Below are 15,011 nucleotides of genomic sequence, written 5' to 3'. Positions count from 1 at the left end.
CATTTAGGACCCGTCCGGCTCGAAGGTGATCGTGTACTGGTCGGCCAGGGTGATCGTCGAACCGGGCTCCAGGCCCTGCTGATCAAACTGACGCAGGCGCATCGGCGATGACCCCGGAAGGGCGACGACGGTCCCGTTGATCGACCCGAGGTCGCGCACCATCACGTGCCAGCCGTCGATGATGATCTCGGCGTGGTTCCGGGAGATCTCGTTATCTGGGCTCGGCACGCGGACGAGGTGCGGCGTCTCTTCGGGCGCGAGATCCGCCGCGGCCTTCGGAGCGCGCCCGATCAAGGCACCGCGATCGAGCGCCAGCGCGGTCCCGTCCGGGAGGCGCAGCACGCCAAGCGCCGGCCGATCGACGAGCTCGGGCTCCTGGAAGGGCAGGTCCACGTGGCACACCCGGCACCGCGGCGCGTGGGGGGCATTCAGATGGCCATTCGGGCAGCGCACCGCGAGCACCTGCGGCCGCGCCGCTGCCGGCGGGGCACTCTCGGGGAGTGCGGCGCCCGCGCCGTACTCCGGTGCCGATTCCTGGGGGGTCGGCTCGGGCTCGCTGTAGGCGGGGAGTTCGGCCTGGGTCGCCTCGTCAAACCTTGGCGACGCGGCAGCCGCCGGCGCAGGTGCGAGGCGGTGACCGACGAGGTGGCCGTCCTCGAAGTGCGGGAAGCGCGCCTCCGGCGAAGCGGTCCCGTCGGATTCGCCCTCCTGCGCGGCGACGGGCGCCCCGATCGAAGCGAAATCGTCGGCCCCGGCCGGTTCGCCGTCATCGCTCGCTGGGGCGGACTCGGTGAAGGACGCCGGCTGCCAGGGTTCGTCGGCGCCGGTCATCGGCGCGCTCTCCGACGACGCCACCGCCAGGATGTCGTCGGGCTGTTGCGCATCCCCTGCGCTCTGCGAGGACCGGTCGAGATAGGCGTCGAGGTCGTCCTCGCTCGGCGGAGCTAGTGTCGCCTCGCCCTGCGGCGTGGGCTCGTGGTACCCGCCTGCCTCTGCGACCGGCCCGGAGTCGATGCTCGCCTCGCTCGCTCCGGCGGTGAGCGCGGCCCCGCCGAAGACCGACGGTGTTGCCCACCCATCGTCCGACGTGGATTCCTGCGGGCTCGAGGTGGTGAGCGACTCGGCGAGCGGCGCCTGCTCCTCTTCGCGTGCGTCCTGACCGTCGACCACGTCGTGGGCGTGAGCCGCTGGCAGGACCGCACCATCGTCGCCGAGGACATTGAGTTCGACCACCGACACATCGTCCGGCAGGTCCTCATCGCGCCACGGGGCGCGCGGACCGGCAGCGAGCTCCTCGCTCGGGCCGTCATCGCGGGTCACCCACGCCACCGCGCGACCGCGCACGATGACCCGGTTCGCCTGCTCGCAGCGACAGATCAAGGCAAAATCGGGAGCCTGCCGGAACCCGTCGGTCATCAACTCATCGAGGACGACATCGGCAGGATCGCTCTCACCCCGCGCGGCGAGTGCGGCTTCGACCCCTTCGGTCGAGGATCCGTGGAGCAGCAACTCCAGGCCGTCACGGCGCAGGGTCGTCCAGCCGTCGGGCGCATTCACGGTCAAATCCATTTCCTTGATGTCCTCTCGTGCGGGCGGTCAGCGGGTGGCCAGCCGCGAGCGCGGTTGGGTGTCATTGACGTCGTGCGTGCCATCGTGTGACCCGTGGTCCACGACCACCACGGTCACATTGTCTCGTCCGCCCGCCTCGACGGCGGCCCGGACCAGAGCATCGGCGGCGTCTTGGGCATTGGGGTGCGCCTCCAGGATGGCACGCAGCTCCTCATCGGGGACTTCACCGGTCAAACCATCCGAGCAGATGACGAAGCGTTCGCTCGCCTGCGGGTCCAGCAGCCATTGGTCCGGTACCGGGTTTGCGCCGCCTCCGAGGGAGCGGGTGATGACATTGCGAAGGGGGTGCCGACGGGCCTCTTCGGGGGTAATCACCCCGGCGTCGATCAGCTCTCGGACCTCTGAGTGGTCACGGGTCACCTGGGCGAGCTGGCCCTCGACGATCCGATAGACCCGTGAGTCGCCGACGTTAAAGACGAGCCAGCGCCACTCCCCTTCTCCCTCCTCGTCGACCCGCGCGAGGCCGGTCACCGTCGTGCCCATGCCCCGGCGCGACGGGTGCTGGCGCATGGCGGTTTCGATGCGGCGGTGCGCGAGCGCGATCTGGTCGATGACATCCTGCGCGCTCACCTGGTCGGGTACCGCGAGTTCGCTCATCGTCTCGGCGGCGATGCGGCTCGCGACCTCGCCCGCAGCGTGCCCGCCCATGCCGTCGGCGACGACCCACACCCGGTCGGTGACGGCGAGGTCGTCCTCGTTGTGTTCGCGCACGCGTCCCACGTCGGTGGCGGCGGCAGCGGTAACGGTCATCGGTCGCTTGGTCCTTTACGCGGTGATTCGCAGGGTCGTCAGGATGCTGCGCACTTCGGCGTACGCGGCCGGGGCGTCGGCGCCGCCCACCGATCCAGTCACCTGGATCAGGTCGACGATCGGCCCGCGCCGGGAGGAGGCGAAGAGGTGCACCTGGACGACCTGGCCGACCACCGGGTCCTGCCAGGACGCGTTTACTCCGCGCAGCATCGTGCCAGCACGTTCGAGGTCGAAGGGGGGATCGATGGTCCCGCCGTTTTGCCCGCGCACGTAGTCGCCGAGCTCGGTGATCGCCTCGACGAGGGTGAAGTCCGGTCCGCGCTGGTAGCCGCGCACGACGATGCTCGGCGCGAACCCGTCCTCACCGGCGGCACGGCGGCAGGACATGAGGGTCCCACCCAGCCGAACCGGCGCCCAGGTGTCCGGCACGTCAAGGCTCACCCCGGGCGGGCCGGGGAACTCCCGACTCGGGTAGGTCAGCGAACGCACACCCATCCTTCGTGGTCGGTCGGTGCTCGAGGGCGAAGGGGGTGGCCCGCGCGAGCCAGAGGCCCACTTCCGCCCCAGCACCGACAGTGTTATCGGTGGCGGCCCGGTGCGAGATGACCGGGACGTCGGGGCCATCCTGCCGCGCATGCCGCCTCCGGTAAAAGGATTCGGGCAACTCCGCACCGCCCGCTGATCCCTCACTGGCCGGCTGGCCCGCTCCTCGTACCCCCACGCGTGATCCCCCTTCGGCCCGTTGCGCGACCCGCAATCGATGCTCCCCGTGGCTCACGCTAGGCGGGCCATACCGGACGTGACGATGGGGAGCCCTCCCCCGGCGAGCCCCTAGCGAGGCGGACGAGGAAACCGGCAGGGTGAAGCCCCATGACCTGCGTAACGAAGGTAAGCCGATGAATCAGTCGCGCCTGCGCCGCAGTGCCCTCGGCGCACTCGCCGCCCTGGGGCTTGGCCTCGGCGTGCCGCCGGCGCAAGCCGACGATATCGACGGCGTGCCCGTCGTCGGACAGGCGGAGGCGACCCCCACGAGCAATCAAGACGACGGAGCACGCAAGGTCCTCATCACCTTGCACTCGGTCCGCCGCGTCGAGGGCCTCACCGTCGTCTATTGGTCCGTAGGTCTGCGCGCAGACTCCAAGGCCGGAGACCAAGCCGATGTGACGAATGCCTTCGGTCTGGACTCGACGGCGAACCTCTTCAGGCGGCGGGTGCACGGCGAGAGCATGTGCAATATCGGGGTCATCGACCGAGCCGCGAAGAAGGTCTACACCCCGCTCGCAATCGGCACCGACCCCACGACGCTCACCTGCGTCGGGAGCACCTTCGTCGACGCCATCGATCCCACCCCGGGGGCCATCAGCGTCGCCTACGCCGCCCTGCCGGCGCTTCCCGACGAGGTCGAGCGAGTCTCGGTGACCGTCGCTGGCCGAGTCTTCGCCGATGTCCCTGTCGAGAGCGGAGCGCTCCTCCCGGCGGTGTCCACCGATGAGCCGATTGCGGTCGGCACCGGTTGGCCGGTCATCGACCTGGAATCCGCACGCCGGGCCGATGCCGAATCCTCGATCTATCCCCTCACCGAGCATCGGGCCGACCTGACCGGCAACCTCGGCACTCGGGAAGAGAGTGAGACCACGTCGGTCGATATCGCGGCCGATGTCCTCTTCGCCGTCGATGAAGCAAAACTCACCCCGAAGGCCCGCGACCTCCTCCGCTCGGCGGCCAAGGAGATCACCGAGCAGAAGGCCACCGGAAGGGTGACGATCACCGGCCATACCGACTCGGATGGTTCTCAGAGCCACAATCTCGACCTCTCCACCCGTCGCGCGCAGGCTGCCGCCAAGGAGTTGCGCCCCCTTCTGCCCGACGGGCTCGAGGTCACGGTGGACGGGAAGGGCGAGTCCGAACCGATCGCCTCAAATGAGACCGCCTCCGGGAAGCAACAAAACCGCCGCGTCACCGTCACCTTCACGCCGGGGGGCACGTCATGATCGCCCGAGCTCTCGTGTCCGCCGTGGTGGTCGCCTTCGCGGTCGCCGGAGTCGCCGCGTGCACCGACGAGTCCTCGCCCACGACATCGGCCGATGGCACCAGCGAGCATGCGCCCGCCTCGACCCCACCGACGGCACCGGGCAGAGATGTCAGCGAGGAACTGCTCGCCTATGACCAACCCGAACCGATCGCCTCGACGAGCGGTGATCTGGAGACCTCCTTCGGTCAGCGACCGGTCACGCTGGAGATCCTCCAGCTGCGTTCCACGCCGACAGGCACCGTCTTGACCTGGCGACTTAAGGTCGCGAAGTCCACCGGGCACGACATCGATCGGCTGGACTGGATCAACCAGCCGAGGCTGATCGACCCGGCCGCCAAGGAGGCCTATCTCGTCGATACCGCCGGTCATCCCTTCGCCGACGAGGGCCGACGCGAGATCACCGTGAGCACCGGCGATAGTTTCGCCGGGCCGGGTCTTGCGACCCAGCAGGGTCTCTACCCGCCGCTGCCGAAGGACCTCACCGAGGTCCGGGTCAGCATGCCCGGGCTCGACCCCGTGACCGTGCCGGTCACCCGCTGACCCCCTGTGGGTGGGTGCGCCGTGGCGCCGCGGCTTTAGGCCGAGTCGTCCCGGTCGGCCCACCAGGTCCGCAGACGCTCGGCGGCGACGTCCTTGCCGAGCACCCCCTCTTCGATCCGGAGGTTGAGCAGGTAGGTGTAGGCGGTCCCGAGCTCGGGTCCGGGCGCGATCCCGAGGACCTCGGAGATCTCATGACCGTTTAACTCCGGGCGGACCTTGCCGAGCTCCTCGGCGGCCTGGAGTCGCGCGATGCGCTCCTCCAGATCGTCGTAGGTGCGCCGCAGCCGCTCGGCCTTGCGGCGGTTACGGGTCGTCGAGTCGGCGCGGGTGAGGCGGTGCAGGCGGGTGAGAAGCGGGCCGGCGTCGGTGACATAACGCCGCACCGCGGAGTCGGTCCACTGCCCGCTGCCATAGCCGTGGAAGCGCAGGTGCAACTCGACGAGGCGCGCGACCGACTTGGTCGTCTCCTTATCGAAACGCAGGGCGCGCATCCGCTTCGTCGTGAGCTTGGCCCCCACCAGCTCGTGGTGGTGGAAGGAGACGCCGCCACCAGGCTCGAAACGCCGAGTGTCCGGTTTGCCGATGTCATGCAGCAGGGCCGCGAGGCGCAGGACCAGGTCCGGGCCGTCGACCCGCGCCTCCTCGGCCACTCCATCGCCCGGGTGGTTCTCGAGATCCATCGCTTGCTCAAGGACGGTGAGCGAATGCTCGTAGACGTCCTTGTGCCGGTGGTGCTCGTCAATTTCGAGGCGAAGGGCGGGCAGCTCGGGCAACATCTGATCGGCGAGCCCGGTGTCGACGAGCAAGGTGAGGCCGGGGCGGGGGTCGGGAGCGAGGACCAACTTCACGAGCTCGTCGCGGATCCGCTCGGCCGAGACGATCTGCAAGGTCGGTGCCGCCTCGGTCATGGCCGCGACGACCTCGGGCGCGGGGCGCAGACCAAGTTGCGCGACGAACCGGGCCGCTCGCATCATCCGCAGCGGGTCGTCGGCGAAGGAGACTTCCGGCGCGCTCGGGGTCCGCAGCCGCTTGGCGGCGAGGTCCAGCAGGCCACCGTGCGGATCGACGAAGGTGAAATCCGGCAGCCGGAGCGCCATCGCGTTGACCGTGAAATCCCGACGCACGAGATCCTCTTCGAGCGACTCGCCGAAGGCGACCACCGGCTTGCGGGTCACCCCGTCGTAGGCGTCGGCGCGGTAGGTCGTGACCTCGACGACGAGGTCGCCGCGGCGGGCTCCGATGGTGCCAAACGCGCGCCCCATATCCCAGTGCGCGTCACCCCACTTCGCGAGGATCTGCTCGGTCTCATCCGGCGACGCACTCGTCGTGAAATCGAGGTCGGTGCTCACCCGACCGAGGAAGGCGTCGCGGACCGGCCCACCGACGAGGGCCAACTCGTGGCCCGCGTCGACGAAGAGGCGACCGAGGTCGGTCAGGACGGGCAGGACCGGGGCGAGCTGGGTGACGGCGCGCTCAGAGATGTCGGGCGGCAGCGGGGGGGTCGTCATGATCGAGCCAGGATAAGTGACACGGAGGCTTTAAAAGGTCGCGAGCGCGGGCACGGCCAGGGTGATCAGGGTCCCGGCGATGAGGTGCGGGCCGAAGGCGAAGGTGCTGCGCCGCCCCGCCCCCCGAAAGGCCATCAACCACACCGCGTGGAGCGACCCGGTGATGAACGCGAGGACGACGGCCACCATCACCGGCGGCCAACCGAGGTAGCCAAGGAGCAGACCAAGGCTCGGGGCGAGCTTGGCGTCTCCCAGCCCGAGTCCGCCGCCGATGATCGCGAGGACGGCGAAGGCGACGCCGAGCACGACGCCCGCGATCACCGCCCGGTGCCACGACTGCGGCGTCCCGGCGACAGTCCCTGCGATCAGCACCCCGAGCAGCAATGCCGCCCCCAAGGGTGCGGTGATCCGATCCGGGAGGCGACGCACATCGAGGTCGATGGCCGCGAGCGCGAGAAGGGGGGCGACGGCCAGCACCGCCACCGTCGCAAACCGCGCATCCGACGCCCGCGCTCCGCCGATCGCTCCGCCCGCGATGACCGCGGTCGGGATGATCCACGTCGGCCGAAGGGGGCGCACACCCCCTTCGTGGTCGTAGCGGTATCGCGCGTCGCGCAACCACGGCCACCACCAGAGGGCGAGGAATCCCGCGCCCAGGGCGCCCAGCGCGATCCCGAACACCGCACGCCCACCCCCTTCGCCTCGCCGACGCGAACAGCACCCACGGTAGAGAGGCGACGGCCCGAGGAACAGGAGCGCGACCTCCTCCCCTGATCGCAAAGGGGGCCCGAGCCGGGGCACCGACGGGGCGCGGCTTCGAGGCGTGTCGTCACCTGCGTCCCATGTGCCTCACAGGTGGACCTGGTTACAGTGACACGTATGACCAGCGCCGCTCCCGCTCCTCGATCGCCGCGGCGCCTGCCCGCGGTCGAGGAAAGGAGCGCCGGCGGAGTGGTCGTCGATGTCCACGAGGGCCAGGCCCGAATCGCCGTCATCGCGCGGCGTAACCGGGCCGGTCGGCTCGAGTGGTGCCTGCCGAAGGGTCATATCGAAGGCGCCGAAACCCTCGTCGAGACCGCGGCCCGCGAGGTGGCCGAGGAGACCGGCATCGAAGCTCGGGTGCTCGTCGAACTCGGCACGATCGACTACTGGTTTGCCACCCCGGACCGCCGAATCCATAAGTTCGTGCACCACTACCTGCTCGAGGCCGTCGGTGGTTATCTCACGATCGAAAACGACCCGGACCACGAGGCGGTCGACGTCGCCTGGCTGCCGCTTCGCGAAGCCCACCGGCACCTCACCTTCCCAAACGAGCGACGCATCGCGAGGGAGGCGTGGCAACGGTTAGCCGGCGACGCCTGACCTCGGCGGCCGCCGCAGCTCTGGCGGGTCTCTTGCTCGCCCTCGTCGTGGTCGCCTCGAGTTCCAGCGCGTCTCCGCGCCCATCGCCCGCCGCTTCGCTCACCGCCCCGAGCCGCACGATCGCGATCGACTCGATCACCCCCCTGCTGAAGAGCGGCGATGACGCGGTCATCACCGGACGGGTGATCAACACCGGCGGCAGCGACCTCGCGCGGCCGCGAATCGACGTCGTCGCCGGACCGGTATCGAGCGATCGCGAGCCGATCGCGCGGTGGAGCGCGAGCCGGGAAGTCCTCGGTGGGCCCGCCCTCGGATCAACCCGAGCCAAGGACGCCCTCGCCCCGGATACGGCGACCCCCTTCACCGTGAAGATCCCCGCCGAACGGCTCCCGCGCACCGGCTGGGGCGTGACCCCGATCAGCGTCCAAAGCGGAGACACCGCGGTCCACACCTACCTCACCCATGAGGGATCGAAGAACTATCAACCGGTGCGGATGCTCTGGGGCATCCCCGTCACCCTTCCAGCAGACCACGAACTCTGGGCGACCGGCCCGAGTCGACGACTCTCCGCCTGGGAGAGCCTGCTCGAGCCGCGCTCGCGGCTCTCGGACCTGACCGCCACGCCTCCGGAGAAGGGGGCCTTCTGGCTCCTCGATCCGACCTTGATCGAAGGGGGCGTCGACCCGGACCTGTCCGACCTGCCGGTTGAGGCGACGCCGGAGCAGGTCGACGGCCGGACCAGCCAACGCGAGGAGTACGCGCTCCGCGAAGAGTTCGCGGTGCGACTCGGCGATGACCTGGATTCCAAACGCACCCTCACCCTTCCGGTCGCGGACGCCGATATTTCGGTTGCCGACCGGCCCGGTACCGCTGAGCTGCTGCGTGCTCAGGTCGACAAGGCGCGGTCGAGCGCGGCAGCGCTCGGCACCCGCTCGGAGGTCGCCTGGCCGGCCGACGGCCTGCTCTCCGACGAGCGCGTCCCCGCGCTGCAGCGGGTGTATGGCGCGGACCCCGCCGCGACCATCGTGCCGACCACGACCTTCGGCTCCCCGATCCTCACCGGGTCGGCTGCCCGACGCACCCCGGACGGGACGCACCTGCTCCTCGCGGACTCCCAACTCTCCGACGCGGTTGCGCCGCTCACCGAAGACAACGAAGTGCTGATCCGCCAGCGCGTCGCCGCCGAGACGGCGGCGTATGTGCGCTTCGCCCCGGATGAGGCGCGCACCCTTTTGGTCATCCCAGACCGCTACAGCGCCCCCGACCCGGGCGCGTATCGCGCGCTGCGGTCCGCGGTCGCCGACCTGCCCTGGGTCACCACGACCGATATCGCCGATGAACTCGGCCGCACCGACAGCGCCGCCGAACTCGCCCTTCCCCCGACGACGAAAGAGGCGCAGGCGCTCGCCAAGGAGTCCGGTGCTCCGAGTCGCCCGGCCGTCTTCGGCACCCGCTCGGCCGAGCGGATCACCACCAATCTTCGCGCCCTGTCCTCCTTCGCCTCGGTCCGCACCGATGGCGACGGGTGGCGCCTCAGCACCGAACCGAGCCTGACCCAGCTCACCTCCGCGCGGTGGCGGGCCGACCCGGACGAGGCTCGGGCGCAGTTGCGCTGGACCGACCGGGTGACGAGCCTGCCGACCGATGGGCTCGAGGTGAGTTCGGGGCAGGTGAACTTTTTCGCCGACACCGGGCGGCTGCAAATCACCGTCGTGAACCGCACCGGCGCCAGCTTGGAAAGCCTGCGCGTGCGGCTCTCGCCGAACTCGCCCATCCTGCGGATCAGCGACCAACCCGAGCCCTTCGCGATCGCCCCCAACGCTCGGCACACGGTGACGGTCAGTGCCGAGGCCCGTGCGGCGGGCAACGTGCCGGTGAAGATCGAGGTCCTCGATCCGAAGGGGGAGCCGCTCTCGACCCCCGCGAACCTCCAGGTCCTCGTGAGCCCCACCGGCGATTGGGTGTATTGGGCCCTCGGGGCGCTCGCCGTGGTGTTCTTCGTCGCCGGGACCTGGCGTAGTGTGCGACGGCGCCGCCAACCGGCGACGCCACGTGTCCCACCCGAGGAAGCCCGCTAGATGAGTGCCGTCGACGAGAGCGCCGGTGAGGACGCGACGTCCTCCGACGCCAGCCTCGCGCGATCGAGCATCGTCATGGCCGCCGGCACCCTCGTCTCTCGGATCCTGGGTCTGGCGCGCAATGCCCTGACCGCTGCCGTCATCGGCTTCGGCATCATCGCGGCCGACGCCTGGAACGCCGCGAACACCCTCCCAAACCTCTTCCACCTGCTCCTCGCGGGTGGAGTGCTAAACGCGGTGATCGTCCCGCAGATCACCAAGGCCATGCGCCACGAGGACGGGGGCGTCACGTACGTCAACCGGCTCCTCACCCTGGCGATGACCGTGATGGCCGCGGTCACGGTCATCCTGGTGCTCGCCGCTCCCTGGTTGGTCCGCCTCTTCACCTCAAGCTCCTGGGACGGTCCATCGCGCGGCCTCGCCACCGCCTTCGCCGTGATCTGCATGCCGCAGGTGTTCTTCTACGGCCTCTACACCCTTCTCGGGCAGGTCCTCGCCGCGAAGAGTCGATTTGCAGCCTTCATGTGGGCGCCGGCGCTCGCCAATCTCGTCGCGATCGCGGGACTCGCCTGGTTCCCGCTCACCGGGCAAACGCTGAAGGCTCCGGTCTCTCAATGGACCCCGACCATGATCGCGGTGCTCGCGGGCAGCGCCACCATCTCGATCATGCTCCAGGCCCTGGTGCTGATCCCCTCGCTGATGAAGATCGGCTTCCGCTACCGGCCGGTCTGGGGCCTGCGTGGCTCGGGTCTTGGGTCAGCCTCCCGGATGGCCATGTGGGCCTTCGGCGCGGTCGTCGTCGGCCAGGCCGGGTACATCGTGACGTCCAATGTCCTGACCGGCTCGACCCAGGAAGCCGCCGTCGACCAGGTCCAAGTCGCGGGGCTCTCCGGCTACTCGCAAGCCTTCCTCCTCTTCATGCTCCTCCACTCGCTCATCACGGTGAGCCTCGTGACGGCGCTCTTTACCCGGCTCTCGCACGCCGCCCACGACCGGGACACTGCGGCGGTCACCGCGGACCTGCGGCGCGGGATGCGGATGCCCGCGGTCATCTTGATCCCAGGCACCGCGGCGAGCATCCTGCTCGCGCCGCTCGTGTTGCAAACCACGCTGATCGGCAACGACCGATCGAGCACCGACACCGTGGTCGGGGTCCTCGTCGGGATGATGATCGGGCTCGTGCCGTACGGCTGGCTCTACCTCATCCAGCGAGCGTTCTACGCCTACGAGGACGGGCGCACCCCGCTGATCCTGCAGGTCGTGGTCACCACGATCGCGACCGGCTTTAATCTCTACGCCGCGACCCGGCCCCCGGAACAGGTCGCCACCTGGGTCGGTATCGGCCAGTCGGTGAGCAACCTCGCCGCCGCGACCCTGGGCTTCTACCTCCTGCGGCGCAAGCTCGGCCCCCTCGGGTTGCGCTCGGTGCTCGGCCAAAACCTCAAGCTGATCATCGCCGCGGGGTTCGCCACCGCGATCGGCTGGTTCCTGCTGCGCGCCCTCGTCGGGTGGCTCGGTTCGGGCTGGAGCGCCTCTGCGGTCATCGCGCTGATCGTCGGGTTCGTGATCCTCCTGCTGTCGATGGTTGGCGCCGCCAAACTCAACGTCCGAGAGGTGGACGACGTGATCGACCGCTTCGCCGGCCGGGTGCTAAAGCGCCGGCGACCCCGCCACGCCCGACGCAGCTGACCCTGAGGCCGACGGATCACCCACCACACCCCCCGGCGTCCCCGCCGCGCGCAGGGTCAGGACCTAGGATGGCGCAGGCTAGGTGTCACCAACGACGAAGGGGATCCACGTGCACGGGGTTGGCCCAGGCTCAAACCTCGGTCGGTACGTCATCGGCAGGCGGCTCTCCTCGCGGCCAGGGACGGACGAGCGATGGACCGCGACTGACCCCAGCCGCGACCAGGACGTCATCCTCACCGTCATCGACCCTTCGGCCCCGCACCTCGCCGCCGCGCTCGACGCGGCCCGCCGCGCGGCCGGGATCGAACTCCCGCAACTCGTGCGCATCCTCGACGTCGATCGCGACGAGTCCGCGGCCTGGGTGGCCGAAGAGGCGATCGCCGGGCGCACCTTCGCTGCCGCGATCGGTCGCGCGGGCCTGCCGCCGGAGGAGGTCCGCCGGGTCACCGGGGAGATCGCGACCGCCCTCGAGGTCGCTCGCGGCCGGGGCGTGCATCACCTGGCGCTGAACCCGGAATCGGTCCTCATGGCCGACGACGGCCGGGTGCTCGTACGAGGCCTTGGGACCGATGGCGCGCTCGATGGCCACGACGAAGAGGGCGAGCGTGCCGCTCGGACCGACGCGGTGGCGACGGTCGCTTTGACGTATGCGGGTCTCACCGGACGCTGGCCCCTCTCGACCGAGAGCGGCGGCCTGCCCCCCGCGCACCGGACCGACGACGGGGTGGCCGCGCCCTCCCTTCTGGCCGTCGGTGTCCCCCGCGACCTGGACGATCTCTGCCGCGAGGTCCTCGACGAAGACCAGGGCCCCCAGACTCCCGGCGCGATCGCGCGCCTCATTGGTCCATGGGAGACCACACCCGCCAACCCGGCCCCCATCAGCGCCGTGCCGCCGCCGCCATCGCCACCCTCAACGCCGGCCGCCGTCCCTCCGCCCCCGCCGACTCCAGGCGCCGCGCCCTCAACGAACGAGGCCGAGGATGACGGGGGGAAGGGGGCTTCCGTCGCCGCCGCCGGTGGTGCGGCCGTCGCGGCCGTGGCCGGTGCCGGCAAGGCCGTCACCGACAAGATCAGTCAGTTCGCCCGCTCGGCTCGGGACAAGGCCGAGGACGTCCGGGCCGAACGCAGCGCGCAGCGAGAGACCCTGCGAGCCGCCGAGAATAACGACCAGGTCAGTCTCGACCAGGCCGGGACATCAAGCGATCTCGAGCCGCCCGCTCCCTTGCTCCCGTCCGGCTCCGGCGCCATGCCGAACCAGACCCAGCAACGCGCGGTGCTGTGGCTCATGGTGGCCTTCGTGGTCGGCGCCCTCGTGATCGGGCTGATTGGCGTCAGTCGGATCGGCGCCAATACCAACCTGGACGCGATCTTTGGCTCCGACGCGACGGCGCCCTCCACCACCACGAGCCGAACCAGCTCGACCACGCCCTCGTCCAGCCCGGGCACCAAGCAGGGCGAGCAGCTCGCGATCATCAAGGCGGTCGGTTACGACCCGGCCGGCGATGGGGTCGAACGCAACGCCGATGCCCCGAGGGTGTATGACGGCAACCCGTCGACGATCTGGCAGAGCGAGGGCTACAACGACCCCAACTTCGGCAACAAGCCCGGCGTCGGGATCGTCGTGGACCTCGGCCAGGAGCAATCCATCGGATCGGTCACCTTGACCCTGCCGAGCACCGCTCGCGCGACGGTCTACGCCGCGGATCAGCCGGCCAACAGCGGCCCCAGCGTCGGCAACACCGGTGGCCGGTCCGGCAATGTCACCCTGACCCCCAACGAGCCGATCACCGCCCGCTACGTCACGGTGTGGTTCACGACCACCGCGCCCGGTGACGACGGTCGCCACCGGGCCTCCCTCGCCGAAATCGTCGTGCGGGCCCCCTGACCTCCCCCACAATGAACCCGCCCCTCCCGGATCTTCGATCCGTGGACGACCGCGATCTCCTGGACCGCCACGTAGCCGGTGATCCGGACGCCTTCGGGGAGATCTTCCGGCGTCACCGGGACCGCATGTGGGCCGTCGCGCTGCGCGTCTGCCGCGACCACGAGATTGCTGCCGATGCCGTCCAGGACGGTTTCCTCTCGGCCTTCCGGCGGGCGGACACCTACCGGGGTGATGCGGCCGTTACGACCTGGCTGCACCGGATCGTCGTCAACGCCTGCCTCGATCGGTTGCGGCGCGTTAAACCCACCGGGGAGTGGCCCCGAGAGGACATCGCCGACACCCGCGACGCGACCGCCGAGGTCGAGACCCGGATGGTGGTGGAGGACGCCCTCGCCACGCTCCCCGAGGCCCAGCGGCTCGCCCTCGTCCTGGTCGATATGCACGGGCTGTCGGTCCGGGAGGCCGCGCACATCCTGGACGTCGCCGAGGGGACAGTGAAGTCCCGCTGCGCTCGCGGCCGGGCGACGCTCGCGAACCTGCTCGCGCCGCGCCTACCCGGCCTCACGCCACCGCCGGAGGGAACCGACCATCCCCTCGGTGCGTCAGACACCAGTGAGCCGACGAAAGGAGGATCCGCGACATGAGTGACCGACACCCGAGCACGCCGCCACCAGACGAGCCCGACCCGACGGGGGTCCGCCACCTCCTCGGCTCGCTCGGCGACCCCGGTCCCATGCCGCCTGACCTCGTCCATCGGATCCAAGGGAGCCTCGACGCGGCCGCCAAAGAACGCGCCAGCGCCGGGGCAACGCCGACGTCCGCGGCCGCGGCCGGCCCGAGCGAGTTCGAGGCCGCCCGTGCGCGGCGCCGCGGCACCCGCTGGGTCATGCCCGCCGCCGCGGCTGCCGCCGTCCTCATCGTCGGCGGTGCCTTCGGAATCGCCGCGCTGCGGGGGCTGAACTCCTCCGAGCAGGACTCGAGCGTGGCCTTCGGTGGCCCAAGCGGGGCGACCACCGAGGACATGGCCCCAAGCAGCGGGCCGGATCAGGCCGCACCGCCCTCGCTGGGCGCGTCCCCCTTCGTGCTCACCATCAGCAAGACCGCCTACACCAAGGAGGCCTTCACCGATCAGGCCCGCCAGGTCGCTGATGCTCCGGCGGAGCCGGTCTCTCCCAATGCCGCCGAGGCCCCGACGCTCGGCCCGATCGCGACCAAACTCGGCGCCCAGGACTGCTTGACCTCCCTCGGCAGCGATGCCACCGCCGTGCGCGTTGACGTCGGGACCTTCGACGGCGCCCCCGGGATGGTGCTCATCGCCCGGGGCCCGAAGGGCGAGCGCACCGCCTGGGCGGTCACGCAAGGGTGTCACCTGATCTACCGCGACCCCGCGCAGCTGTAGCGCTGGCCCCGTCCCCGCGGGAATCCGCAGCACCTACGATGGCGTTAGACCGGCTGGTGCGCCGATGATCGGCGACACCAAGCGATAGACATGTCGCGCCTGCCGCGACGCCATGCAGACCCCAAGACGAGGACGCACA

Annotated in this window: 13 protein-coding genes; 8 read left to right on the top strand and 5 right to left on the bottom strand. The window is 70.2% G+C overall.

The genetic code is table 11. The features are described from left to right. Window positions 1–3: 3 nt before the first annotated feature. Genes AB8K43_RS03320 through AB8K43_RS03310 form a run of 3 tightly spaced genes read right to left on the bottom strand, consistent with a single transcriptional unit; the run spans window position 4 to window position 2,868 of the window. The gene (locus AB8K43_RS03320; protein ID WP_370891469.1) at window positions 4–1,557 is read right to left on the bottom strand and encodes an FHA domain-containing protein; all 1,554 of its coding nucleotides are present in this window, start codon (window positions 1,555–1,557) and stop codon (window positions 4–6) included. A gap of 39 nt (window positions 1,558–1,596) precedes the next feature. After that, a complete protein-coding gene (locus tag AB8K43_RS03315; RefSeq protein WP_370891467.1) occupies window positions 1,597–2,379 on the bottom strand; it encodes a PP2C family serine/threonine-protein phosphatase in 783 nt (260 codons plus the stop codon). Between the two features lie 15 nt (window positions 2,380–2,394). After that, a complete protein-coding gene (locus tag AB8K43_RS03310; protein ID WP_370891465.1) occupies window positions 2,395–2,868 on the bottom strand; it encodes a hypothetical protein in 474 nt (157 codons plus the stop codon). A gap of 407 nt (window positions 2,869–3,275) precedes the next feature. On the opposite strand from AB8K43_RS03310, the gene AB8K43_RS03305 reads away from it, so the two are divergent. After that, window positions 3,276–4,370, top strand: coding sequence for an OmpA family protein (locus AB8K43_RS03305; RefSeq protein WP_370891463.1), 1,095 nt, complete (start codon window positions 3,276–3,278; stop codon window positions 4,368–4,370). Further along, on the top strand, window positions 4,367–4,951 hold the full coding sequence (locus tag AB8K43_RS03300; RefSeq protein ID WP_370891461.1) for a hypothetical protein: 585 nt from the start codon (window positions 4,367–4,369) through the stop codon (window positions 4,949–4,951). The genes AB8K43_RS03305 and AB8K43_RS03300 overlap by 4 nt, the downstream gene beginning before the upstream one ends. 35 nt (window positions 4,952–4,986) lie before the next feature. On the opposite strand, the gene AB8K43_RS03295 is transcribed toward AB8K43_RS03300, so the two are convergent. After that, a complete protein-coding gene (locus AB8K43_RS03295) occupies window positions 4,987–6,459 on the bottom strand; it encodes a CCA tRNA nucleotidyltransferase (RefSeq protein WP_370891459.1) in 1,473 nt (490 codons plus the stop codon). Between the two features lie 30 nt (window positions 6,460–6,489). Next, window positions 6,490–7,140, bottom strand: coding sequence for a prepilin peptidase (locus tag AB8K43_RS03290; protein ID WP_370891457.1), 651 nt, complete (start codon window positions 7,138–7,140; stop codon window positions 6,490–6,492). Window positions 7,141–7,338: 198 nt separating this feature from the next. On the opposite strand from AB8K43_RS03290, the gene AB8K43_RS03285 reads away from it, so the two are divergent. The 6 genes from AB8K43_RS03285 to AB8K43_RS03260 all read left to right on the top strand — a co-directional run bounded on the left by AB8K43_RS03285 (window position 7,339) and on the right by AB8K43_RS03260 (window position 14,872). Beyond that, a complete protein-coding gene (locus AB8K43_RS03285; protein WP_370891455.1) occupies window positions 7,339–7,821 on the top strand; it encodes an NUDIX hydrolase in 483 nt (160 codons plus the stop codon). After that, window positions 7,794–9,899 carry a DUF6049 family protein gene (locus tag AB8K43_RS03280; RefSeq protein ID WP_370891453.1) on the top strand — a complete coding sequence of 702 codons (2,106 nt, stop codon included), beginning with the start codon at window positions 7,794–7,796 and terminating at the stop codon, window positions 9,897–9,899. The genes AB8K43_RS03285 and AB8K43_RS03280 overlap by 28 nt, the downstream gene beginning before the upstream one ends. Further along, window positions 9,900–11,588: a murein biosynthesis integral membrane protein MurJ gene (gene murJ, locus AB8K43_RS03275; RefSeq protein ID WP_370891451.1), complete on the top strand. Its 1,689-nt coding sequence runs from the start codon at window positions 9,900–9,902 to the stop codon at window positions 11,586–11,588. A gap of 82 nt (window positions 11,589–11,670) precedes the next feature. Next, window positions 11,671–13,473 (top strand): discoidin domain-containing protein, encoded by a 1,803-nt coding sequence (locus tag AB8K43_RS03270; protein WP_370891449.1) that lies wholly within the window; start codon window positions 11,671–11,673, stop codon window positions 13,471–13,473. An 11-nt stretch (window positions 13,474–13,484) separates the two neighbouring features. Beyond that, window positions 13,485–14,117 carry an RNA polymerase sigma factor SigM gene (sigM, locus tag AB8K43_RS03265; protein WP_370891448.1) on the top strand — a complete coding sequence of 211 codons (633 nt, stop codon included), beginning with the start codon at window positions 13,485–13,487 and terminating at the stop codon, window positions 14,115–14,117. Beyond that, the gene (locus tag AB8K43_RS03260; RefSeq protein ID WP_370891446.1) at window positions 14,114–14,872 is read left to right on the top strand and encodes a hypothetical protein; all 759 of its coding nucleotides are present in this window, start codon (window positions 14,114–14,116) and stop codon (window positions 14,870–14,872) included. Before sigM ends, AB8K43_RS03260 begins: the two co-directional genes overlap by 4 nt. Window positions 14,873–15,011: the final 139 nt, after the last annotated feature.

Source organism: Janibacter sp. GXQ6167 (genome assembly GCF_041365945.1).
GTDB lineage: Bacteria > Actinomycetota > Actinomycetes > Actinomycetales > Dermatophilaceae > JBGFSK01.
Note: the sequence above shows the minus strand (reverse complement) of the source record. Positions and strands in the feature narration are given on the sequence as shown.